Consider the following 20862-nt stretch of genomic DNA (forward strand, 5'->3'; position numbering starts at 1 on the left):
CCGTGGCGCGGCCGGATGGCCTTCGCCAGTGGAAGGCGGCCTCAGGCGAGGCGCTCCACGAAGCGGGCGAAGCCGCGCGCGGGCTCGCGCTCGGTGGGGAAGGCGTTCTCCGGGGCGTCGGGATCGGGGTGGCCGAGGGCCATGCAGCACACCACCATCTCGGTCTCGGGCAAAGCGAGGCGCTCGGCGATCACGCGCGCATAGCCGTTGAAGGCCGCCTGCGGGCAGGTGCCGAGGCCGAAGGCGCGCGCCGCGATCATGATGTTCTCGAGGAACATGCCGCAGTCCAGCCAGGAGCCGCGCTCCAGGTCCCGGGCCATGGTGACGACGAGGCCCACGGGCGCGTCGAAGAACAGGAAGTTGCGCGCATGCTGCCGGCGCATGCGCTCCGCGTCCCCCTTGGCGATGCCGAGGGCGCCGTAGAGGTCCCAGCCCACCTTCCGGCGCCGCGACAGATGCGGCTCGCGCCACTGGCGCGGATAATAGGCGTATTCCTCCTGGCCCACGTCGCCGGCGAGGAAGCGCCTGTGCAGTTCCTGCCCCAGCGCGGCCAGCGGCGCGCCGCGCAGCACCTGGACGCCCCAGGGCTGGATGTTGGAGCCGGAGGGGGCGCGGGCGGCGAGGTCGAGGATCTCCTCGACGGTCTCGTCGGCAACCGGCGTCGGCAGGAAGGCCCGCACCGCCCGGCGCGAGCGGATCGCCTCCTGGACGGAGAGCGTGCTTTGGGCGGCGGCGGGAGGAGGAACGGTGCAGGTCATGGTCTCGGTCATGTCCACAAGGCGGTCATGCCGAGAGTAGAGCGCCGGCGGGGCAAATTGAATCCCCCCGCGCGGCGAAATGCCGTTCGCCGTTCCGAGCGCGCGGCGGGGCGGGCGCTGGTCCCGCCGCGCCGCCGGGCATCGGCGCTATTCGTTGCGCAGGCCGATGACCTTGATGAGCTTGCCCCACTTGTCCATCTCGCGCTTCTGGAAGGCGGTGAACTCGGCCGGGGTGTTGCCCACCGCCTCGGCGCCCTGCTTGACCAGGAACTCGACGGTGTCGGGCTCGCTCAGGATCTTCACCACCGAGGCGTTGACCTTGTCGACGACCGGCGCCGGCGCGCCGGCGGGCGCGAACAGGCCGTACCAGGCGCTGGCGGCATAGCCCTTCACCCCCGCCTCGTCGACGGTGGGGATGTCGGGCGCGGCGCGCGAGCGCTTGGCGCCGGCGAAGGCGAGGGCGCGCAGGCGGCCCTGCTGCACATAGGGCAGCACCAGGGGCATGTCGCCGAACATCAGCTGCACCTGTCCGCCGACGAGGTCGCCGATGGCATTGCCCGAGCCCTTGTAGGGGATGTGGGCCATGTCGGTGCCGGTCATGTTCTTGAACAGCTCCATGGCGAGGTGCTGGGAGGCGCCGTTGCCGCCGGAGGCGTAGTTCAGCTTGCCGGGATTGGCCTTGGCGTAGGCGATCAACTCCTCGACGGTGTTGACCGGCACGCTCGGGTGCACCACCAGCAGCAGCCCCACCTCCGCCACCAGCGTGATGGGCGCGAAGTCCTTCACCGTGTCGTAGGGCATGGAGGCGTAGAGGCTGGCGTTCACCGCATGGGTGCCGATGGAGCCCATGCCGAGCGTGTAGCCGTCCGGCGCCGCCTTGGCGACCGCGTTCGCGCCCACATTGCCGCCGGCGCCGGTGCGGTTGTCGACGATCACCTGCTGGCCCCAGGCCTTGGTGAGCTTGTTGGCGAGCACGCGCGCCAGCACGTCGGTGGAACCGCCGGGCGCGAACGGCACGATGATGGTCACCGGGTGGGACGGATAGCTCGCGGCCTGCTGCGCCGGCGCGGCGGTGGTCTGGGCCAGCGCGGGCGCGGCGAGGAGCGCGGCGGCGAGCGCCAAGGCGGCCTTGATCTTCCTCATGTGGCTTCTCCCCTAGAACCCGTTCCGCGGTCCTGTGGCGCAGGCACGCGGCGGGCATTGTCTTTGTGGCTTCTTGCATCGCGGCGCCGGGCGGGCTTGCCACCCGCCCGGCGCCGTCGTCAGTGGGTGCCTTCGAGCACCGCCCCCTGCGCGCGCAGGGCGCCCTGCAGGCGGTCGAGCGGCAGCTTGCGGATGTCGGCGATCTCGCCGCTCGCCGCCATGGCGGCGGCGGTGCCGGCCGCATGGCCCATGCCGAGGCACTGGCCCATCATGCGGGTGGTGCCGTTGGCCTCGCGGGTGGAGGACATGCAGCGCCCGGCCACCACGAGGTTCTTCAGCCCCTGCGGGATCAGCGAGGGCCACGGAATGTCGTAGGAGCCGCCGTTCTCCACCGGGATGCGCACCTGCTTGATGCCTTCCTGGTGGATGTCGATGTGATGCGCGCCCTTGGTCACCACGTCGCGCATCTTGCGCCCGGTCCGGCAATCCTCGCCGGTGAGCACGTACTCGCCCATGATACGCCGCGTCTCGCGGATGCCGATGCGCGGGGCGACGCCGGCGAAGGCGGCGTTCTCGAAGCCGGGCACGTTCTCCTTCAGGAAGCGCGCCGCCTGCCACACCTGCTCGGTGAGCTGCGGCATGGCGGCCGAGACCGCCGCCGCATCCGTGCCCATGATGTTCTCGGCGACGCGGGTGGCGTTGACGCACACCTCCTTGCGGGCCTCGGACGTGGGCATGATCATGATCAGCGCGGTGGGGAACATGTCGCCGCGCTGGATCGCGCCGCCGAGGAACGGGCCGTTGCCCTTGAAGAACACGCTCGGGGCGCCCTGGGCGTGGATCGCCTGCGCCAGCTCCTCGTCGGAGCGGCCGGCGCGGATATAGTCGCTCTCGCCCACCGCGAGCGAGGGCGCGTTGTCGCGCACGAAGTCGAGGAACGGCGCGTTCTCGACCCCGGACATGCGGAACATGAGCGAGAGCGGCTGCAGGTCGCCCGAGGCGTCGGACACCTCGAAGGGCGCGCCCGCCTGCACCGCCACGTCGCCGTCGCCGGAGGCGTCAACGAAATAGCGCGCGGTGAGCAGCGTGCGGCTGTCGCGGTGGGAGAGCACCACGGCCTCCACCTCGCCGTTGTCCGAGTAGGTCTCGCTCACCTGGCTGTAGAGGATCACCTGGACGCCGTAGCGGGCGAGCACGCGCGGGATGGCGAGCTTCAGCACCTCGGGATCGCAGCACACGTAGCAGATGAGGCGGAAGTCGTGCAGCGGGCCGATGAAGCCCTGCATCTGCCGGCACTCCTCGAAGATCTCCTCGGCGACGCCGCGCACCACCCACTCGCCGCGCGCATTGAGCACGCCGTCCACCGACATGCCGGAGAGCAGCTCGCCGCCGAGCATGGGACCGGCCTCCACCAGCACCGTGCGCGCGCCGGTCTTGGCCGCGGCGATGGCGGCGCCGATGCCGGCGGCGCCACCGCCGATGACCGCCACGTCCGTATCGAGATGTCGCATGGATTCCTTCCTGTTGCCGAACTGAAGGAATGTCCATATTATGGATATTCCTTGCCGATCTATGTCGAGCCGGGCACAAGAAATCACATGAAATAGTGCCAAACAAGGTCGCGGCTGAGGCAGATTTGTCCATAATATGGAGACTGAATGGTGACTGCTCCCCCTCCCGGCACCCAGGCGGTGCAGCGCGTGGCACGCATCCTCAGGGTGCTCGGCGCCAACAACCGCGCCGGGCTGAAGGTGGCGGACATCGCCTTCGAGGCAGAACTGGAGCGCCCCACCGCGCACCGGCTGCTGCTGGCGCTGTGCCACGAGGGCCTCGCCCGCCAGGATGCGGACAAGCGCTTCTTCCTCGGCCCCTTCGCCTATGAGCTGGGGCTTGCCGCGGCGCCGGAGCTGGACCTGCGGGCCATGTTCGCGCCGGCGCTCAACGCCGTCGCCGAGGAGAGCGGCGACACCACCTTCCTCACCGTGCGCAGCCGCTTCGACACCGTGTGCCTCGACCGGCGCGAGGGCACATACCCCATCAAGGCGCTGACCGTGGAGGTGGGGGCGCGGCGGCCCATGGGCACCACCGCCGGCGGCATCGCGCTGCTCGCCTCGCTCCCGCAGGAGGAGGCGCGGGAGGTGATCGCCTTCAACGCTCCGCGCCTGCCGCGCTACGGGCGCATCAATGCGGAGATCCTCACCCGCCTCGTCGAACGCGCGCGGGAGCTGGGCTACGCGCTCAACTTCAACGACATCACGCCCGGCGTGAGCGGCATCGGCGTCGTGGTGCCCGAGCGGCCGGGCCTGCCGCCGCTGGCGCTCGGCATCGCCGCCATATCGAGCCGCCTGGAGGAGGACCGGCGCGCCGACGTGGTCGCCCTCATGCGGCGCGAGGCGGAGCGGGCGGTCGGCGGCCGCCCGCCCGGTCCCGGGCGGCGAGGCTGAGCCTGCTGCCGTTCGGTGAACGCGATTTATGGATGCGGCGCGGCGCATCCGGGACTAGCCTGCCGGCCTCCTCCCACCGGGCACCATGGTCGTGAAGAAGATCGGCTTTCTCTCGTTCGGGCACTGGAACCCCTCGCCCCACTCGCAGACGCGCTCGGGCGCCGATGCGCTGCTGCAATCCATCGAGCTTGCCGTCGCCGCCGAGGCGCTGGGGGCGGACGGGGCCTATTTCCGGGTGCACCATTTCGCCCGCCAGCTCGGCTCGCCGTTTCCGCTGCTCGCCGCGGTGGGGGCAAGGACCAGCCGCATCGAGATCGGCACCGCCGTCATCGACATGCGCTACGAGAACCCGCTCTACATGGCCGAGGATGCGGGCGCGGCCGACCTCATCGCCGGCGGACGGCTCCAGCTCGGCATCAGCCGCGGCTCGCCAGAGCAGGTGATCGACGGCTGGCGCTATTTCGGCTACCGCCCGCCCGAGGGGCAGTCCGACGCCGACATGGCGCGGCGTCACGCCGAGGTGTTCCTCGACGTGCTGCGCGGCGAGGGCTTCGCCCAGCCCAATCCGCGGCCCATGTTCCCGAACCCGCCCGGACTGCTGCGGCTGGAGCCCCATTCGCAGGGCCTGCGCGAGCGGATCTGGTGGGGCGCCAGCTCCAACGCCACGGCGGTTTGGGCGGCGCAGCTCGGCATGAATCTCCAGAGCTCCACCCTCAAGAACGACGAGGGCGGCGCCGCCTTCCACGTCCAGCAGGCGGAGCAGATCCGCGCCTTCCGCGCCGCCTGGAAGGAAGCCGGGCATGCGCACGAGCCGCGGGTGTCGGTGAGCCGCTCCATTATCGCCTTGGTGGACGATCGCGACCGCGCCTATTTCGGCCGCGGCGGCGGGGAGGCGGACCAGATCGGCTTCATCGACGAGAGCACGCGCGCCATCTTCGGCCGCTCCTACGCCGCCGAGCCGGACGCGCTGATTGCCGAGCTGGCGCAGGACGAGGCGATCAAGGAGGCCGACACGCTGCTGCTCACCGTGCCGAACCAGCTGGGCGTCGACTACAACGCGCATGTGATCGAGGCGATCCTGACCCAGGTGGCGCCGGCCCTGGGATGGCGCTGAGCCGGGCTACAGGGCCGGCCCGGGGATGAGGTAGGACACGAGCCGCCCGTCCGCCACGCGGTGCAGGGCGATCTGCGCCGGCTCGCGCACCACGCGGAAGCCGGGGCCGGCGAAGTCCAGCGCGAACTGATGGCTGGCGGACGGCGCGATGAAGACCCGGTGGCCGGCGAAGCCGCCGGTAATCGCGCGGTGCACGTGCCCGCAGACCAGCCCGAGAATGTCGCGCCGGCCCTCCAGCAGCGCCGCCAGCTCGGCGCGGCCCTCCCTGAGGCCGATCTCGTCCATGGCCGGCAGGCCGGTGGCGAACGGCGGATGATGCAGGAAGACCAGCGTCGGCCGGCCGGCGTCGGCGCCGAGCGTGCGCTCCAGCCAGACGAGCTGCGCCGGCAGGAGGGCGCCGTGGCTCGCCCCCTCCACCAGCGTGTCGAGGCCGATGACGCGCAGGCCGTCCAGCTCGCGTACCAGTCCGAGATGATCCGGCTCCGTGCCCGTGTGCCGCGCCAGCACGCGGCGCAGGGGCGCGCGCAGGTCGTGGTTGCCGGGCACGGCGACGAAGGGGATGCCGAGGCTCTCCAGGCCTTCCAGGACAAAGGCATATTCCGCATCGACGCCGGTCTCGGCGAGATCTCCCGAGACCAGGAGGAGATCCGGCCGCGGCGCGAGGGCGCGGACATGCGCGATGAGCGCGCGGAAGGCGGCCCGCGTGTCGACGCCGCCCGCCGTGGCGCCGGGAACGGTGGCGTGAAAATCCGTGAGCTGCGCGATCAGCATCGAAATCACCTCAACGCGCCGGACCCGGGCCGGCGCAAGCTTCCACAGGGGCAACGACGCACGTTCTAGAGCATATCGACATTCATCGCAGCCAGATCATGGCTGCGGCGATGTGGATGAAGCCGGTGAAGTGGATTGTCCTGCGGTCATATCTGGTCGCGAAGCGTCGGAAGTGCTTGAGGCGGTTGAAGCAGCGCTCGATCCGGTTGCGCCGCCTGTAAGCCATGACATCGTGGGCGATGAGCACCTTGCGGGTGCGGTTGGAAGGGATCACCGCCGTCGCGCCGATGCCGGTCACGATCTTGCGGAAGGCATTGCTGTCATAGGCCTTGTCGGCGAGCACGGCGCCACCGACCCGGCCCTCCACCAGGGCTGGAGCGGCGGTGACATCGCCTTTCTGGCCGGCCGTGACGATGAAGCGCAAGGGCCGCCCCAGCGCGTCGGCCAGCATGTGGATCTTGGTGGTCAATCCCCCTCGGGAACGCCCCAGCGCCTGATCCTTGGCCCCCCTTTTCCGCTCGCGGCCTGCTGGTGGGCGCGGACGATGGTTGAGTCGATCATCAGATAGCGGTTGTCGTGATCGGCTGTCAGAGCCTCGAACACGCGCTCCCAGACCCCGGCGTGGCACCAGCGGCTGAAGCGCTTGTGGATGCTCTTCCAGCGGCCATAGCGCTCGGGCAGGTCGCACCAGTGCGCGCCGGACCGTAGAACCCAAAGACACCCGTTGACGAACAAGCGGTTATCCGAGCCCGTCCGCCCGGGATCCGTCGCCTTGCCGGGCAACAGCGGCGCGATCTTCTCCCATTGAGCGTCGCTCAATTCATACCGTTTCGCGGCCATGCCGGGGCTCCGTGCGGAAAACACGGTTCCCTATGAATCAGCATTTCAGCGCGCTGGGAATCCTGAATGTCGATCCCGCCTAAGGCTTGATGCGTGCCCGGTCGAGGTGTCTGAGGGATTATGTGGTTATTTGTGCATCTTGCTCATTTTATAACCTCGATTTCCAAATTACCCAGAGTTAAGGTCACATCACTGTCACCGAAGCGGTTCTAGAAATGCACCGCGCAGCAGGGATCCGAACCCTGCGCCGTCACCCCCTGGGGAGTTAAGTTCAAAGCTTTTCCAGCTGCCTTTCGGCGGCGGGCGGCGCACGCCTGCTCCATGCCCACTCGCTCTGTGAGAGGAATGAGATGTCGGTCAAATCCACATTTTCCAACATTTCCCGGCGTAGCGTCCTGCTCGGCGGCGCCGCCGCCGTTGCCGCTTCCGCGGGGCTGCGCTCCCGCCCCGCTTATGCGGCGCCGGACAAGGTCAAGGTCCAGTTCATGTATCCGGTGGGCGTCTCCGGAGACATCAACAAGCTGGTCGCCTCGATGATCGCCAAGTTCAATGCCGCGCACGAGAAGATCGAGGTCGAGGCGATCTATGCCGGCAGCTACGACAACACCGAGCAGAAGGTGATCACCGCGCTCGGCGTGGGCGATCCGCCCGCCACCTGGCTGCCCATCAATTCCGCGCTCCAGACCTTCCTCGGTCTCGACGCGCTCGCCGACGTCACCGACAAGGCGAAGAAGACCGACATCTACCAGGACTTCATCCCCGGCTTCCTGGAGACCGCGGTCTCCGACGGCAAGCTCTACGGCCTGCCGTTCCAGCCCTCGACGCCGGTGCTCTATTTCAACGCCGACGCCTTCAAGGCCGCCGGCATCGCCAAGCCCCCGGTCACCTGGGACGAATTGCTCGAAGTCTCCAAGGCGCTCACCGTGCGCGAGAACGGCGAACTGAAGCGCTGGGGCCTCACCATCGGCGGCGGCTGGCACGACTGGATCTTCGAGTGCTTCTGCCGCCAGAATGCCCTTGTGCCGTGGACCAAGGACAAGGTGCTGTTCGACAAGCCCGAGGCGGTCGACGCGCTGGAATTCTGGGTCAAGCTGACGAAGGCGGGCGTGATGCCGCCGGCCTCCACCTGGCAGGGCTCGGCCAACGACTTCATGGCCGGCCGCACCGCCATGCTCTACCACTCCACCGGCTCGCTGACGAACCTGCGCACCTCGTCGCCGTTCAAGGTGGACGTCGCCTTCATGCCGAAGAACAAGACCTTCGGCGCCTGCCAGGGCGGCGGTCCCATCATGATCGCCAAGAAGCAGTCGGACGCCGCCATCGAGGCCTCCTGGACCTTCGCCAAGTGGATGACCTCCACCGACGTCCAGTCGCAGTGGGGCCGCGACACCGGCTATCTCGCCGTGCGCAAGTCCTCGTGGGAGACGCCTGAGATGCTGGCCTACCTCAAGGAGGTGCCGCAGGCGAAGGTGGCGCTGGAGCAGGCCGCCTATGCCGGCGCCTTCCTCCAGGTGCCGGGCTATCACAAGGTCCGCGAGTACCTGAAGAGCGCCCTCGACCGCACGCTCGCCGGCGAGATCAAGCCGGACGTGGCGCTGAAGGAGGCGGCCGACAACTCCAACCGCGAGATCCAGCGCCTGCTGCGCCGGCGCTCCTGAGGGGAGGGGCCGTGCGCCCCTCCATCCTGCGCCATGGCCGGGATGCTCCCCCGATCCCGGCCATGGTCGCTCCGGCAAAGACTTTGCATGTTGACGTCAGCGTATGGCTATCGAATGAGGTCCGGCCATGGTGACAGGTCCCGCGTTGCGTGCCCGCATGTCGGAGGCGGGGCTGGCCTATCTCCTGCTCTTGCCGTCGCTGGTGTTTCTCGCCGCCTTCACCTACTGGCCGATCCTGCGCTCGATCTATTTCAGCTTCCACGACGTGGTCCTGGGATCGAACAAGATCTATTTCCTGGGGCTTGAAAACTACGAGCGGCTGTGGACCGACAAGCTGTTCTGGAAGTCGCTCGGCAATACCGTCTTCTACACCCTCGTCACCATTCCCTGCGCCATCACGGTGGCGCTGCTGCTGGCGGTGGCGCTGGACAGCAAATTGCGCGGCATGAGCTTCTACCGCTCGGCCTTCTTCTATCCGGTGATGATTCCCTCGGTCGCCGCCGGCATGGTGTGGGTGTTCCTCTACGCGCCGGGCTACGGCCCCATCAATTCCGCCATCGCCGCGTTCGGCCTGCCGAAGGTGGAGTGGCTCTACGACGCGCGCTGGGCGCTGCCGGCCATCATCTTCATGAGCATCTGGAAATATGCCGGCTATTTCATGCTGATCCTGCTCGCGGCCTTGCAGATGATCCCCTCGGACCTCCACGAGGCGGCGAAGCTCGACGGCGTCTCGGCCTGGCACCGGCTGATCCACATCACCGTGCCGCTGATCTCGCCGACGCTCTACTTCGTCGTCATCATCGGCCTGCTGCACTCCTACCAGATCTTCGACTACGTCTACGTGATGACGCAGGGCGGCCCGGCTGACGCCACCAATGTGCTGACCTTCTACATCTACCAGAACGGGTTCCAGTACCAGGACATCGGCTACGCCTCGACGCTCGCCAACGTGCTGCTGCTGTTCGTCGGCGGCCTCATCACCCTCGTCGCGCTCGTGTTCGGCCGGCGCGTGCACTATCTCGGACGCTGAGGCTCTCCATGGCGACCCTTCAGGACCCGATCGAATTGTCCGCCCCCGCCACCTCCCGTGGCACGCTGCTCGCGCTGCGGACCGCGTTGAAGCGCAACTGGCTGCACTTCGTGCTGCTGCCGCTGATGCTGTTCTGGCTGAGCCCGCTGATCTGGATCGTCGTCACCTCGCTGAAGACGCGCACCGAGGTGTTCGACCCCAATGCCGGCTTCCTGCCGGCGGTGCTCCAGTTCGGCAACTATCCCGCCGCGATGGCGGTGGCCCCCTTCGGCACCTACCTCATCAATTCGGTGCTCGCCACCGGCGGCATCCTGATCGGCGAGCTCGTCACCATCACGCTCGCTGCCTACGCCTTCGCGCGGCTGAACTTCCCGGGCAAGAACATCCTCTTCACGCTGTTCCTGCTGCAGATCATGTTCCCGATCTACGCCACCTTCCTGACCAACTTCGTCACCGTGCGCGAGCTCGGCATCCTCAATTCGCTGCCGGCGCTGATCGTGCCCTTCGTCGCCTCCGGCTACGGCACCTTCATGCTGCGCCAGGCGTTCCGGCAGGTGCCGACCGAGCTCGCCGACGCGGCGCGGCTCGACGGCTGCGGGCATCTCGGCATCCTGTGGCACGTCTACCTGCCGCTGGTGAAGCCGACGCTGATCGCCTTCTCCATCATCGCGGTCGTCACCCACTGGAACGACTATATGTGGCCGCTGCTGGTCACCAATTCCGAGAGCGTGCGCACGCTGCCCATCGGCCTCGGCCTGCTGGCGAAGTCCGACAGCGGCGCCGACTGGACGCGGCTGATGGCGGCGACCGTCGTCGTGGTGTCGCCGCTGCTCCTGTTCTTCGTCATCTTCCAGCGGCGCTTCGTGGACAGCTTCATGCACGCGGGTCTGAAGTAGGGGTTATTGGCATGGCCGAAGTGGTTCTTCAGGGCGTCAGCAAGTCCTATCAGGGCAAGCCCACCGTGCACGCCGTCGACCTCGCGGTGGCGGACAAGGAATTCATGGTGCTGGTCGGCCCCTCGGGCTGCGGCAAGTCCACCACCCTGCGCATGATCGCCGGGCTCGAGGACATCACCGCCGGGCGCCTGCTCATCGACGGGCGCGACGTGACCCATGCCGAGCCGCAGAAGCGCGACATCGCCATGGTGTTCCAGTCCTACGCGCTCTACCCGCACATGACCGCCTACCGGAACATGGCGTTCGGGCTGCTGAAGACCTCCAGGCTCTCGAAGCCGGAGATCGACAAGCGCATCCGCGAGGCGGCGGAGATCCTGCACATCACCCACCTCTTGGAGAGAAAGCCCAACGCGCTCTCGGGCGGCGAGCGCCAGCGTGTCGCCATCGGCCGGGCGCTGGTGCGCCAGCCCAAGGTGTTCCTGTTCGACGAGCCGCTCTCCAACCTCGACGCCAAGCTGCGCACCCACATGCGCGGCGAGCTGAAGCGGCTGCACAAGGAGCTGGGCCTCACCGTCATCTATGTGACCCACGACCAGATCGAGGCCATGACGCTCGGCACCCGCGTCGCCATCCTCTCGGCGGGCCGGCTCCAGCAGGTGGGCGCGCCCATGGACCTCTACATGCGGCCGCAGAACACCTTCGTCGCCACCTTCATCGGCTCGCCCGAGATGAGCCTCCTGCGCTGCGCGCTGAAGCCGAACGGGTCGGGCAGCGTGGTGAGCCATCCGGCCTTCTCCGCCCATGTTCCCGAGCGCACCGATGCGGGCGAGATCCTGCTCGGCATCCGGCCCGAGGAGGTGATCGTCGGCCCGGCGGACGGCGAGGCGCTCGCCCGCGGCCGGGTGGACCGCACCGAGCTCATCGGTTCGGAGGCGCTGGCGGAGATCGTCATCGGCGACGACCGCCTGGTGGCGCGCACGCCGGTGACGAAGGCGCCGCCGCCCGGCGCCGAGGTGGGCATCAGCTTCGACATGGAGCGCGTGCGCCTGTTCGATGCGGCCTCGGGCCGCGTCCTTCCCCGTCTCTGAAGCAGTGCCGGGCAACTCCGGTTCACCAGCCATGCCTCAGATCTTCGTTTCCACGCATTTTCTTCACGCGAACCGGTATCCACTTCGCTCGAAAATGCTCTAGCTCCGGATAAGCCCATGGCACAGACCGTGCGCCAGCAGCAGATCGTCGAGCTGCTCCGCGACAGGCGCTCCGCCACCATCACCGACCTCGCCGAGCACTTCCAGGTGTCGGACGAGACCATCCGGCGGGATCTCAAGGCGCTCGCCGAGGACGGCATGGTGGACAAGTTCCATGGCGGCGTGCGCCTCAACGTCGCCGAATGGGAGGCCCCGTTCGACCGCCGCCTGCGCGAGCAGGCGCCGGCCAAGCGCCGCATCGCCGCCGCCGCCGCCGAGCTGATCGAGGAGGATGCCACCATCCTGCTCGACAATTCCTCCACCTCCTGCTTCCTCGCCCAGGTGCTGGCGCCGCGACCCGGCCGCCTCACCGCCATCACCTTTTCGGTGGAGGTGGCGCAGATCCTGTCGTCCGCCGGCCGGAGCCATCGCGTGATCCTGCCCGGCGGCGAGCTGCGCGCCGACGACCGCACCATCATCGGTCCCTCGGCCATCGACTTCGCCTCGCAGTTCACCCCGGGCCTGTTCGTGATGTCGGTGGCGGCGGCCTCGCCGCAGCGCGGCTGCATGGACTTCGACTTGTTCGAGACCGAGTTCAAGCGGGCCATGATGCCGCTCGCCGAGAAGGTCATGCTGCTGCTCGACAGCTCGAAATATTCGAAGCCCGGCCTGATCCAGGTGTGCGAGTGGCAGGCGGTGGACATCCTCGTCACCGATGCTCCTCCGCCCGCCGCGGTGCGCGACGAGCTGGAGCATGCGCGCGTGGTGCTGGCGCCACCGCTTCCCGCAGGACCCGGGGGCAACGGCAATGGCCATGGCCGGAAGCCCGCTTATGCCGAATAGCGCCACCGCCAAGCGCCCGGCGAGCGATGGCGCGGCCGCGCTCGCCGCCTTCGCCGGAGAACTCGCCGACCTCGCGCGGCCGATCGTGCGGTCCTATTTCCGCACCCCGGTGGGCGTCGAGTGGAAGGCCGATGCGAGCCCGGTCACCGCCGCCGACCGGGCGGTGGAGCGGGCGCTGCGCGAGGCCATCGCCGCGCGCTTCCCGGATCACGGCGTGCTCGGCGAGGAGGAGGCGGCGGTCGGCATCGACCGGCCGGTGGTGTGGGTGGTGGACCCCATCGACGGCACCAAGAGCTTCATGACCGGCCTGCCGCTGTTCGGCACCCTGATCGCCGCCGTGGTGGACGGGCGGCCAGAGGTCGGCGTGATCGACGCGCCCGCGCTCGGCGACCGCTGGGTGGGGATCGCCGGCGCGGGTGCCCGGTTCAACGGCGTCCCGTGCCGGACCAGCGCCGCGGCCCGCCTGGGCGAGGCCCGGCTCTACGCCACCTCGCCGGACATGTTCACGGCCGAAGAGAGCGCCGCCTTCGCCGCGCTCGCGGACAAGGTGGCGCTGCGCCGCTTCGGCGGCGACTGCTATGCCTACGGGCTGCTCGCCAGCGGGCATGTGGATCTGGTGGTTGAGGCGGACCTCAAGCCCTATGATTTCATGGCGCTGGTGCCGGTGGTGGAAGGCGCGGGCGGCGTGATCACGGACTGGCGCGGCGCCCCGCTCACCATCGGCTCGGGAGGGCAGGTGGTGGCCGCCGCCAATGCCGCCTTGCACGCGGCGGCGCTTCAGGAACTGGCGCCGGCGGCCGGCTGACGGCCCGGCATCGGCGCGGGCCTTGCCGATCCCGGGGCGAGGGCATCTTAGTCCTTGAAGAGGCAGGAAATATTGCCGATGATGCTGCGGCGCAGCAGGTGGATGCGGCGAGATCATCGTGGCCGCCGGAACGATCGACGTTCGCCAACGGCCTGACATCAGACGGACGCCATGCGGCGCCCGCCGCCCGGAGCGCGGAGGTCCGCCATGAGCTTCTCGGTCACCCTCGTCGATCTCGCCGGCTTCGCGGCGCTGCTGCTGTGGGGCGTCCACATGGTGCAGACCGGGGTCATGCGCGCGCTCGGCCCGCGGCTGAAGGTGGTGCTGCGCCGGGCCTTGCGCAATCCGGTGCGGGGCTTCTGCGCCGGCATCGCGGTGACGACCCTGCTCCAGAGCAGCACCGCCACCGCGCTGGTGGTCTCCGGCTTCGCCGCCTCCGGGCTGGTGGCCCTGGTCCCGGCGCTGGCGGTGATGCTGGGGGCCAATATCGGCACCACGCTGATCGTGCAGGCGCTCTCCTTCGACGTCACCGCCTTCGCGCCGGTGGCCATCCTCGCCGGGCTGATCATGTTCAGGCGCGGTGCCGCCACGCTGATGCGCGACCTCGGCCGCGCCGCCATCGGCCTCGGCCTGATCGTGCTGGCGCTGCATCACCTCGTGGACCTGCTGCGCCCGCTGGAGGACGCGCCGAGCATCCGCATGCTGATGGGCGTGATCGCCACCGTGCCGCTGCTGGACGTGATCCTCGCCGCGGTGCTGACCTGGGCGGTGCATTCCTCGGTGGCGGTGGTGCTCATCACCGCCTCGCTCGCGGCGCAGGGCGTGGTGCCGCCCAATGCCGCCATCGCGCTGGTGCTCGGGGCCAATCTCGGCAGCGCCATCGCGCCGGTGGTGCAGGCCATGGGCAGGGACGACCGGGCGGCGCTGCGCCTGCCCGTGGGCAATCTCATCAACCGGCTGGCCGGCGTTGCGGTGGGGCTCGCGCTCATCGAGCCCATCGGCGCGCTGATGGTGACCTGGCAGCCCGATCCCGCGCGCGTCGCGGTCGACTTCCACACCGTGTTCAACATCGTCACCGCGCTCGCCTTCCTGCCCCTGCTGGGGCCGTTCGCGCGCCTGCTCGAATGGCTCTATCCCGACCGCGAGGACGAGGCCGATCCCGCGCGCCCGCGCTATCTCGCGCCCGCCGCCGACACGCCCGTGGTGGCGCTGGGCGCCGCGGCGCGCGAGGCGCTGCGCCTCGCGGACGCGCTCGACGAGATGCTGGACAAGGCGGCGCGCGCCTTGCTCGGGGGCGAGCGCCGGCGCATCGCCGAAGCGCGGGACGACGATGACATTCTCGACCGCCTGAACCGGGAGATCCGCTCCTATCTCGCGCTGCTCGACCCGGACGAGCTGTCCGCCACCGATCGCCGGCGGGTCGAGGAGATTCTCGCCTTCTCCGCCAACATGGAGCAGGCGGCGGACGTGGTGAGCGGCCGCCTGATGACGGACGCCCGCAAGCGGCTGAAGCGCGGCATCGCCTTCTCGCCGGCCGAGGAGAAGGAACTGGCGGCGCTGTTCGAGCGGCTGAAGGCCAATATCCGCCTCGCCACCTCGCTGTTCATGACCGCGGACCCGCGCGCCGCGCGCCTCCTGGCGCTGGAGAAGGCCGCCTTCCGCGACAGCGAGACCGCCGCCGCGCGGCTGCATTTCGACCGGCTGCGCCAGGGCCTTGCGATCCTCGCCGACGCGAGCGGCCTCGGCATCGACATCGTGCGCGACCTCAAGCTCGTGAACTCCCATGTGGTGGCGGCGTCGGCCTATCCCGTGCTCGCCCGCACCGGCGAGCTGCGCGACACCCGCCTTGCCGACCAGCCGCAGTCCTGCTGAGGAGCCCCGGCCCCTGTTCGCTTGCACGGCCGCGTTGAAACCGGAGCGGGCTTGGCGGCGTTGAAGACGGGATCACCCCTTCCGAAGAGGAGGCGCGCCGTGGGACAGCTGAAACGGACCAACGCCAAGCACGGCGCCGGCCATCTGGTCGGCAACTATCAGGAGAGCGGGCGCAAGCAGGGCGCCAAAGGCGGAGAGGCCACGCAGGCCGCGCCTGGCGGTCTCGTGGGAAACCATCAGGACAGCGTCGAGCGCGGACCCGCCGGGCCCCGGCGCAAGGACGCGCTCGGCCGGCCGGACATCAACGAAGACAAGGACATGAACGTCGAGCAGATGAAGTCGCGCGGCAAGGGCAGGGCGCCGGCTGGAGCGAGGATGGGGCAGCCCTCCCAGCCGCTCGAAGCCGGACGCGTGGACCCCACCGGCCGCACCCGCGCCGGGGAGCGGGGCTGAACGGGGGGGCACGCACGGGCCTCGATCGGCCGCGAGCCGACGTGCCGAGACGGCGCTGGAGACCGGCGCCGTCGCCGATGCGGCTCAATCGCGGCGCGCGCGGCGCCAGGCGGCCGGCGTCTCGCCGCAGAAGCGACGGAACACGCGCGTGAAATGGGCCTGGTCGGCGAAGCCGGCCGCCAGCGCTACCTCTCTCAGCGGCAGGTCCGAATCCGACAGCATGTGCTGCACCCGCCGCATGCGGGCCTGCATGTGCCAGTGGCTGGGCGGAACGCCCGTGGACGCCTTGAAGGCGTGGCTGAAATAGGATTGCGACAGGTCGATGAGCGCCGCCAGCTCCTCCAGGCGGATGTTGCGGAAGCTGTTGTCCTCGATGAAGGACGTGACCTTGCGCAGCTGCCGCGTTGAAAGCGGTGAGCGCTTGGAAGCCGGGTTGCGGCCGAGCTGCAGCAGATCGATGAACAGCGCCAGGACCAGGCCGTCGCCGTAAAGGTCATGGTGCGCGTCCGGCTCCAGGCATTCGCGCGCGATCATGCCCGCAAGCGTGTGGATGCGCGGGTCCATGAAGCCGAGGCGCGGCGTCGCCAGGCGTTCGCCGTCGAGGTCTTCGCCGATCCGCGCGGAGAGCGCCGGCACGTCGAAATGCAGGTCGAGGTGCCGCAGCTCGCCCGCCGCCTCCACGCGCGACCAGAGCGGCATGTCCGCCGGCACGTAGCTCATGTGCACCGGCGCGCAGGCGGCGATGTCCGCGCCGCGGGCCGAAAGCTGGAGCTGGGTGTGGCCTTCCTCGCGCTCCAGCACCACGAACAGCCGCGCGTCGCGCGAGATGTAGCTGCCGCGCGCGCCTGCCGCGCAATGCACGTGCCAGACGTCGGCGACCACGCCGTTCCAGCGCCGCCACCGCAGGCTGTCGAGCAGCGTGATGCCCTCGATCGAGGAGGTCATGCGTGGTCGGAACGCCATGGCAGAGCCCGCATCGCGCGGCCGCTGGAGCCTGCGGGCCCGCAGCTGCGCCAATTTAGAAGAAGTGCAATGTGCGGCTCGCTGCGTGCGGTGGCTAGCCTGCAATGCAATAAGAGGCCAAGAACAGTCAAACTGCAAGTGGAGCCGACAATCCGTGCCGCGGTCGAGTTGGTATCAGGATCTGAAAGCAAAACTGGCATCGCATTGTGTCAGTTTTGAAGGATTCTCAACTAGAGACGGCCAGCACAGGTGAGAGAATGACTGCAATCTCCCGCACGCGATCCCGGACAATCTTGCTGTGCGGCGTCGCCCTCGGCGCGCTCGCCGCCGGCCCGGCGCTGGCGCAGCAGTCCGACACCCAGCTCCAGGAGCTGGTCGTCGAGGGGCGCAGCAACGATTCGCCCACCGGCCCGGTGGAAGGTTACGTCGCCCGCAACACCATCACCGGCTCGAAGACCGACACGCCGATCATCGAGATTCCGCAGTCGGTCTCGGTGGTGACGCGCGACCAGATGGACGACCGGCAGGTGCAGAATGTCGGCCAGGCGCTCGATTATTCTGTGGGCGTGCTGGGCCAGCCGTTCGGCACCGATCCGCGCTTCGACGCTCCGCTGCTGCGCGGCTTCTCCGCCGCCAACAGCCAGTATCTCAACGGCTTGAAGCTGGTGCGCGAGCTGGGTGCGATCTCGATCGAGCCCTATGGCCTCGAGCGCATCGACGTGCTGCTCGGCCCGGCCTCGGTGCTCTACGGCCAGGGCAATCCCGGCGGCCTGATCGACATGATCAGCAAGCGGCCCACCTTCACCAATTTCGGCGAGGTGCAGGGGCAGATCGGTTCGTTCGACCGCTATGTGGGCGCCTTCGACGTGGGCGGGGTGGTGGGCACCGACTTCGCCTACCGCCTCACCGGCCTCGCCCGCGACTCGGGCATGCAGACCGACTATCTGCAGGACAACCGCCTCTATTTCGCCCCCGCGGTCACGTGGAAGGGGAGCGACACCTCGCTCACCGTCCTCGCCAACATCCAGTATGACGAGGTCGGCTCGCCGGTGGGTCTGCCGGTGGAGTACACCGTCGGCCCGCGCCAGAATCTCCTGTCGCCGAACCTGTTCCTGGGCGACCCCAACTACAATTCGTCGAGCCGGACCCTGGCGAGCATCGGCTACGAGTTCCAGCACAGCTTCAGCGACGCCTGGCAGGTGCGCCAGAACGGGCGCTACCTGTCGATGAACTGGGACTACACCAACCTCTATTACAGCAGCCTCAGCGCAACCAATCCGACCATCGCCAACCGCGGCTCCTCCGCCAACAGCGAGGACCAGGACACCTTCACCCTCGACACCCAGATCCAGGGCGACTTCCAGACCGGGGCTCTGAGCCACAAGCTGCTGCTCGGCGTCGACTTCCGCCGCTACAGCCAGGACAACCTCACCGAGTTCGGCGTGGCGCCGCCCATTAGCCTGCTGATGCCCACCTACGGGCCGATCAATCCCGGCACGCCCTGGTATACCTCGCAGGTGAACGGCACGGTGACCCAGACCGGCCTCTACGCCCAGGACCAGATCCGCTACGGCAAGTGGCTCGTCACCGCCGGCATCCGGCAGGACTGGGCGAGCGTCGATTCCACCACCGATACCAATTTCGGCGACACGGTGCAGGATCAGAACGACGCCGCCACCACCGGCCGCATCGGCCTGACCTACCTGTTCGACAACGGCGTCGCGCCCTATGCGAGCTATTCCACCTCGTTCGAGCCGGTGATCGGCAACATGCCGACGGTGCTCGGCGGCGCGGCCTTCAAGCCGTCCACCGGCGAGCAGTACGAGGTGGGCGTGAAGTACCAGCCGGTGGGCTGGAACGCCTTCTTCACCGCCGCCCTCTACGACATCCGGCAGCAGAACGTGCTCTCCAACGAGCTGATCGGCGGCGTCAGCTACCAGACCCAGATCGGCGAGGTGGAGGTGAAGGGCCTGGAGCTTTCCGCCACCATGAGCCTGTCGGACGGCTGGCGGGTGCTCGCCAACTACACCTACATGAACGCCGAGATCACGGAAGGCGAGTATGCCGGCAACCGCCCGGCCAACGTGCCCGAGAACATGGGCAATGTCTGGCTCCAGTACAGCTTCAAGAACGGCACGCTCGCGGGCCTCGGCATTGCCGGCGGCGTGCGCTACGTGGGCTCGCGCTACGCGCTCGACAACAATTCCATCTTCCTCGACGCGAACACGCTGTTCGACGCCGCGCTCACCTACGAGAAGGGCCCCTACAAGGCGCAGATCAACGTGAACAACATCGCCAACGAGACCTATGTGGCGAGCTGCGGCTTCTTCGGCTGCTACTACGGCAACGGCCGCACCGTGATCGGCCAGCTCAGCTACCGATGGTGAGCGCGGCGGCGCTGTGGGAGCTCGACGGCGTCGGCGTTCATGCCGGCGGCCGGCCGATTCTGGCGCCGCTGACGCTGGCGCTCGACGCCGGTAAGGTCTACGGCCTCATCGGCCCGAACGGCTCCGGCAAGAGCACGCTCATGAAGGTGCTGGCGCGCCAGCTCGCGCCGAGCGAGGGCGCGGCGCGCTTCGCGGGCTCCGATCTGACGCGCTGGCGCGGCCGCGCGTTCGCGCGCAAGGTCGCCTACATGCCCCAGTTCACGCCGCCGGCCGACGGCATGAGCGTGCGCGAGCTGGTGGCCCTCGGCCGCTATCCCTGGCACGGCGTGCTGGGCCGCTTCGGCGCCGAGGACGCGGCGGCCACGGAGGCGGCGATCCGGCGCGCCGGCCTGGAGCGGCTCGCCGACCGCGCCGTCGACGGCCTCTCCGGCGGCGAGCGCCAGCGCGCCTGGCTGGCCCTGATGCTGGCACAGCTCAAGGGCGGCACCGGGGCGCGCTGCCTGCTGCTGGACGAGCCCACCTCGGCGCTCGACATCACCCACCAGATGGAGGTCCTCGCCATCGTGCGCGAGCTGGCGGCCGACGGGGAGGGGCTGACGGTGATCGTGGTTCTGCACGACATCAACCTCGCGGTGCGCACCTGCGACCACCTCGTGGCGCTGCGCGCCGGGCGCCTCGCGGCGCACGGGCCGGCGCGCGAGATGATGGCGCCGGAGACGCTCAAGGCGGTCTACGACCTCGACATGGGCGTCCTGCCCCATCCGGTCAGCGGCCATCCCATGGGGTTCGTGCTGTGAGCCGTCTCTCGCGCCGGGCCGTGATCGCGGGCGCCGCGGCGCTGCTGGCCGTCGGTCCGGCGGACACCGCCATGGGCGCGGCGTCGCCGCGCGTGGCCACCCTCGATTGGGCGCTGCTGGAGACCCTGTTCGCCATGGGCGTGACGCCGGTGGCCGCCGCCGAGCTGGTGCTGTTCCGGCAGGTGGCGGTGGAGCCGGAGGTGCCGCCGGATGTCGTCGATCTCGGCCTGCGCGGCATGCCGAACTTCGAGGCGCTGCGCCGCGCGGCACCGGACCTGATCTTCAACTCGGCCTATTATGTCGCGTCCGAGCCGAAGCTGCGGCGGATCGCGCCGGTGGAGACCATCTCCATCTACCAGCGCGGCGCGCTCCCCTTCGTCCGCGCCGAGCAAGCGGCGGAACGCCTCGGCGTCGCCGTGGGACGGCCCGATGCCGCAGAGCGCCTTCTCGCCGCGACGCAGGAGACGCTCGCGCGCTGCCGCGATGCGCTCGCGGGGGGAAATGGCCGCCCGCTCCTCGTCATCAACCTGGGCGATGCCCGGCATTTCCGCGTGTTCGGGCCCGACAGCATGTTCGGCGAGGTGCTGGCGCGGCTCGGCCTCGCCAACGCCTGGACCTCCGGCACCTCCTATGCCGCCTCCGCGCCGGTGGGGCTGGAGGCGCTGGCGCGCTTCGCCGATGCCGGCCTCGTCATCCTGCCGCCGGTGCCGCCGGACGCGCGGCGCATCCTGCCGCAGAGCGCCGTCTGGCGCGCGCTGCCGAGCGTGCGCGAGAACCGCGTGGTGGTGCTCGGCTCCATGAACCCGTTCGGCGGCCTGCCCACGGCCATGCGCTTCGCCCGCCTGCTCACGCGGGCGCTCACCCATCCGCCGGGAGCGGGCCTTGGCTGACATGACGCTAC

Annotated in this window: 19 protein-coding genes; 13 read left to right on the forward strand and 6 right to left on the reverse strand. The window is 69.2% G+C overall.

Annotated elements, in window-relative coordinates; genetic code table 11:
* Nucleotides 1-41 precede the first annotated feature (41 nt).
* The 3 genes from V5F67_RS08655 to V5F67_RS08665 all read right to left on the reverse strand — a co-directional run bounded on the left by V5F67_RS08655 (nt 42) and on the right by V5F67_RS08665 (nt 3412).
* Nucleotides 42-770: a nitroreductase gene (locus V5F67_RS08655; protein WP_394021213.1), complete on the reverse strand. Its 729-nt coding sequence runs from the start codon at nt 768-770 to the stop codon at nt 42-44.
* 135 nt (nt 771-905) lie between these two features.
* Entirely contained in the window at nt 906-1901 is a 996-nt protein-coding gene (locus V5F67_RS08660; protein ID WP_394021212.1) for a tripartite tricarboxylate transporter substrate binding protein, read from the reverse strand.
* Nucleotides 1902-2020: 119 nt separating this feature from the next.
* Nucleotides 2021-3412, reverse strand: a complete 1392-nt coding sequence (locus V5F67_RS08665) for an FAD-dependent oxidoreductase (RefSeq protein ID WP_394021211.1) — start codon at nt 3410-3412, stop codon at nt 2021-2023.
* Nucleotides 3413-3559: 147 nt separating this feature from the next.
* On the opposite strand from V5F67_RS08665, the gene V5F67_RS08670 reads away from it, so the two are divergent.
* Nucleotides 3560-4345, forward strand: a complete 786-nt coding sequence (locus tag V5F67_RS08670) for an IclR family transcriptional regulator (protein ID WP_394021210.1) — start codon at nt 3560-3562, stop codon at nt 4343-4345.
* 91 nt (nt 4346-4436) lie between these two features.
* Entirely contained in the window at nt 4437-5459 is a 1023-nt protein-coding gene (locus tag V5F67_RS08675; protein ID WP_394021335.1) for an LLM class flavin-dependent oxidoreductase, read from the forward strand.
* Between the two features lie 6 nt (nt 5460-5465).
* On the opposite strand, the gene V5F67_RS08680 is transcribed toward V5F67_RS08675, so the two are convergent.
* A complete protein-coding gene (locus tag V5F67_RS08680) occupies nt 5466-6230 on the reverse strand; it encodes a phosphodiesterase (protein ID WP_394021209.1) in 765 nt (254 codons plus the stop codon).
* Nucleotides 6231-6312: 82 nt separating this feature from the next.
* Nucleotides 6313-7070, reverse strand: a protein-coding gene (locus V5F67_RS08685) for an IS5 family transposase (protein ID WP_509210642.1) whose coding sequence is annotated in 2 segments (ribosomal slippage) — nt 6313-6728 and nt 6728-7070 — 759 coding nt in all. Because the reading frame shifts where the segments join, the coding sequence is not laid out codon by codon here.
* A gap of 350 nt (nt 7071-7420) precedes the next feature.
* On the opposite strand from V5F67_RS08685, the gene V5F67_RS08690 reads away from it, so the two are divergent.
* The 8 genes from V5F67_RS08690 (at nt 7421) to V5F67_RS08725 (ending at nt 15814) form a co-directional block, all read left to right on the forward strand.
* On the forward strand, nt 7421-8728 hold the full coding sequence (locus tag V5F67_RS08690; RefSeq protein WP_394018831.1) for an ABC transporter substrate-binding protein: 1308 nt from the start codon (nt 7421-7423) through the stop codon (nt 8726-8728).
* A 127-nt stretch (nt 8729-8855) separates the two neighbouring features.
* Entirely contained in the window at nt 8856-9758 is a 903-nt protein-coding gene (locus V5F67_RS08695; protein ID WP_394018833.1) for a carbohydrate ABC transporter permease, read from the forward strand.
* An 8-nt stretch (nt 9759-9766) separates the two neighbouring features.
* On the forward strand, nt 9767-10654 hold the full coding sequence (locus V5F67_RS08700) for a carbohydrate ABC transporter permease (protein ID WP_394018835.1): 888 nt from the start codon (nt 9767-9769) through the stop codon (nt 10652-10654).
* An 11-nt stretch (nt 10655-10665) separates the two neighbouring features.
* Nucleotides 10666-11742, forward strand: coding sequence for an ABC transporter ATP-binding protein (locus V5F67_RS08705; RefSeq protein WP_394018837.1), 1077 nt, complete (start codon nt 10666-10668; stop codon nt 11740-11742).
* Between the two features lie 117 nt (nt 11743-11859).
* Complete coding sequence (locus V5F67_RS08710) at nt 11860-12684, forward strand: DeoR/GlpR family DNA-binding transcription regulator (RefSeq protein ID WP_394018839.1); 825 nt, start codon at nt 11860-11862, stop codon at nt 12682-12684.
* Nucleotides 12674-13489: a histidinol-phosphatase gene (gene hisN / locus V5F67_RS08715; RefSeq protein WP_394018841.1), complete on the forward strand. Its 816-nt coding sequence runs from the start codon at nt 12674-12676 to the stop codon at nt 13487-13489. Before V5F67_RS08710 ends, hisN begins: the two co-directional genes overlap by 11 nt.
* A 207-nt stretch (nt 13490-13696) precedes the next feature.
* A complete protein-coding gene (locus V5F67_RS08720) occupies nt 13697-15361 on the forward strand; it encodes a Na/Pi cotransporter family protein (protein ID WP_394018843.1) in 1665 nt (554 codons plus the stop codon).
* 99 nt (nt 15362-15460) lie between these two features.
* On the forward strand, nt 15461-15814 hold the full coding sequence (locus V5F67_RS08725; RefSeq protein ID WP_394018845.1) for a hypothetical protein: 354 nt from the start codon (nt 15461-15463) through the stop codon (nt 15812-15814).
* 84 nt (nt 15815-15898) lie between these two features.
* On the opposite strand, the gene V5F67_RS08730 is transcribed toward V5F67_RS08725, so the two are convergent.
* Entirely contained in the window at nt 15899-16777 is an 879-nt protein-coding gene (locus V5F67_RS08730) for a helix-turn-helix domain-containing protein (protein WP_394018847.1), read from the reverse strand.
* A 293-nt stretch (nt 16778-17070) separates the two neighbouring features.
* Between V5F67_RS08730 and V5F67_RS08735 the strand changes: the two genes are divergently transcribed.
* The 3 genes from V5F67_RS08735 to V5F67_RS08745 are packed head-to-tail and all read left to right on the forward strand — an operon-like array spanning nt 17071 to nt 20851.
* Nucleotides 17071-19164 carry a TonB-dependent siderophore receptor gene (locus tag V5F67_RS08735; RefSeq protein ID WP_394018849.1) on the forward strand — a complete coding sequence of 698 codons (2094 nt, stop codon included), beginning with the start codon at nt 17071-17073 and terminating at the stop codon, nt 19162-19164.
* Complete coding sequence (locus tag V5F67_RS08740) at nt 19158-19961, forward strand: ABC transporter ATP-binding protein (protein WP_394018851.1); 804 nt, start codon at nt 19158-19160, stop codon at nt 19959-19961. The genes V5F67_RS08735 and V5F67_RS08740 overlap by 7 nt, the downstream gene beginning before the upstream one ends.
* Nucleotides 19958-20851 (forward strand): ABC transporter substrate-binding protein, encoded by an 894-nt coding sequence (locus V5F67_RS08745; protein ID WP_394018853.1) that lies wholly within the window; start codon nt 19958-19960, stop codon nt 20849-20851. The genes V5F67_RS08740 and V5F67_RS08745 overlap by 4 nt, the downstream gene beginning before the upstream one ends.
* The last annotated feature ends 11 nt before the right edge of the window (nt 20852-20862 follow it).

The organism is Xanthobacter pseudotagetidis, from assembly GCF_043194795.2.
Lineage (GTDB): Bacteria > Pseudomonadota > Alphaproteobacteria > Rhizobiales > Xanthobacteraceae > Xanthobacter > Xanthobacter tagetidis_A.

Excerpts from the sequence above, each read along its gene's own strand:
- V5F67_RS08655 (WP_394021213.1), bottom strand. The coding sequence starts at position 770 with ATGACCGAGACCATGACCTGCACCGTTCCTCCTCCCGCCGCCGCCCAA.
- V5F67_RS08660 (WP_394021212.1), bottom strand. The coding sequence starts at position 1,901 with ATGAGGAAGATCAAGGCCGCCTTGGCGCTCGCCGCCGCGCTCCTCGCC.
- V5F67_RS08665 (WP_394021211.1), bottom strand. The coding sequence starts at position 3,412 with ATGCGACATCTCGATACGGACGTGGCGGTCATCGGCGGTGGCGCCGCC.
- V5F67_RS08670 (WP_394021210.1), top strand. The coding sequence starts at position 3,560 with ATGGTGACTGCTCCCCCTCCCGGCACCCAGGCGGTGCAGCGCGTGGCA.
- V5F67_RS08680 (WP_394021209.1), bottom strand. The coding sequence starts at position 6,230 with ATGCTGATCGCGCAGCTCACGGATTTTCACGCCACCGTTCCCGGCGCC.
- V5F67_RS08690 (WP_394018831.1), top strand. The coding sequence starts at position 7,421 with ATGTCGGTCAAATCCACATTTTCCAACATTTCCCGGCGTAGCGTCCTG.
- V5F67_RS08695 (WP_394018833.1), top strand. The coding sequence starts at position 8,856 with ATGGTGACAGGTCCCGCGTTGCGTGCCCGCATGTCGGAGGCGGGGCTG.
- V5F67_RS08700 (WP_394018835.1), top strand. The coding sequence starts at position 9,767 with ATGGCGACCCTTCAGGACCCGATCGAATTGTCCGCCCCCGCCACCTCC.
- V5F67_RS08705 (WP_394018837.1), top strand. The coding sequence starts at position 10,666 with ATGGCCGAAGTGGTTCTTCAGGGCGTCAGCAAGTCCTATCAGGGCAAG.
- V5F67_RS08710 (WP_394018839.1), top strand. The coding sequence starts at position 11,860 with ATGGCACAGACCGTGCGCCAGCAGCAGATCGTCGAGCTGCTCCGCGAC.
- hisN (WP_394018841.1), top strand. The coding sequence starts at position 12,674 with ATGCCGAATAGCGCCACCGCCAAGCGCCCGGCGAGCGATGGCGCGGCC.
- V5F67_RS08720 (WP_394018843.1), top strand. The coding sequence starts at position 13,697 with ATGAGCTTCTCGGTCACCCTCGTCGATCTCGCCGGCTTCGCGGCGCTG.
- V5F67_RS08730 (WP_394018847.1), bottom strand. The coding sequence starts at position 16,777 with ATGGCGTTCCGACCACGCATGACCTCCTCGATCGAGGGCATCACGCTG.
- V5F67_RS08740 (WP_394018851.1), top strand. The coding sequence starts at position 19,158 with ATGGTGAGCGCGGCGGCGCTGTGGGAGCTCGACGGCGTCGGCGTTCAT.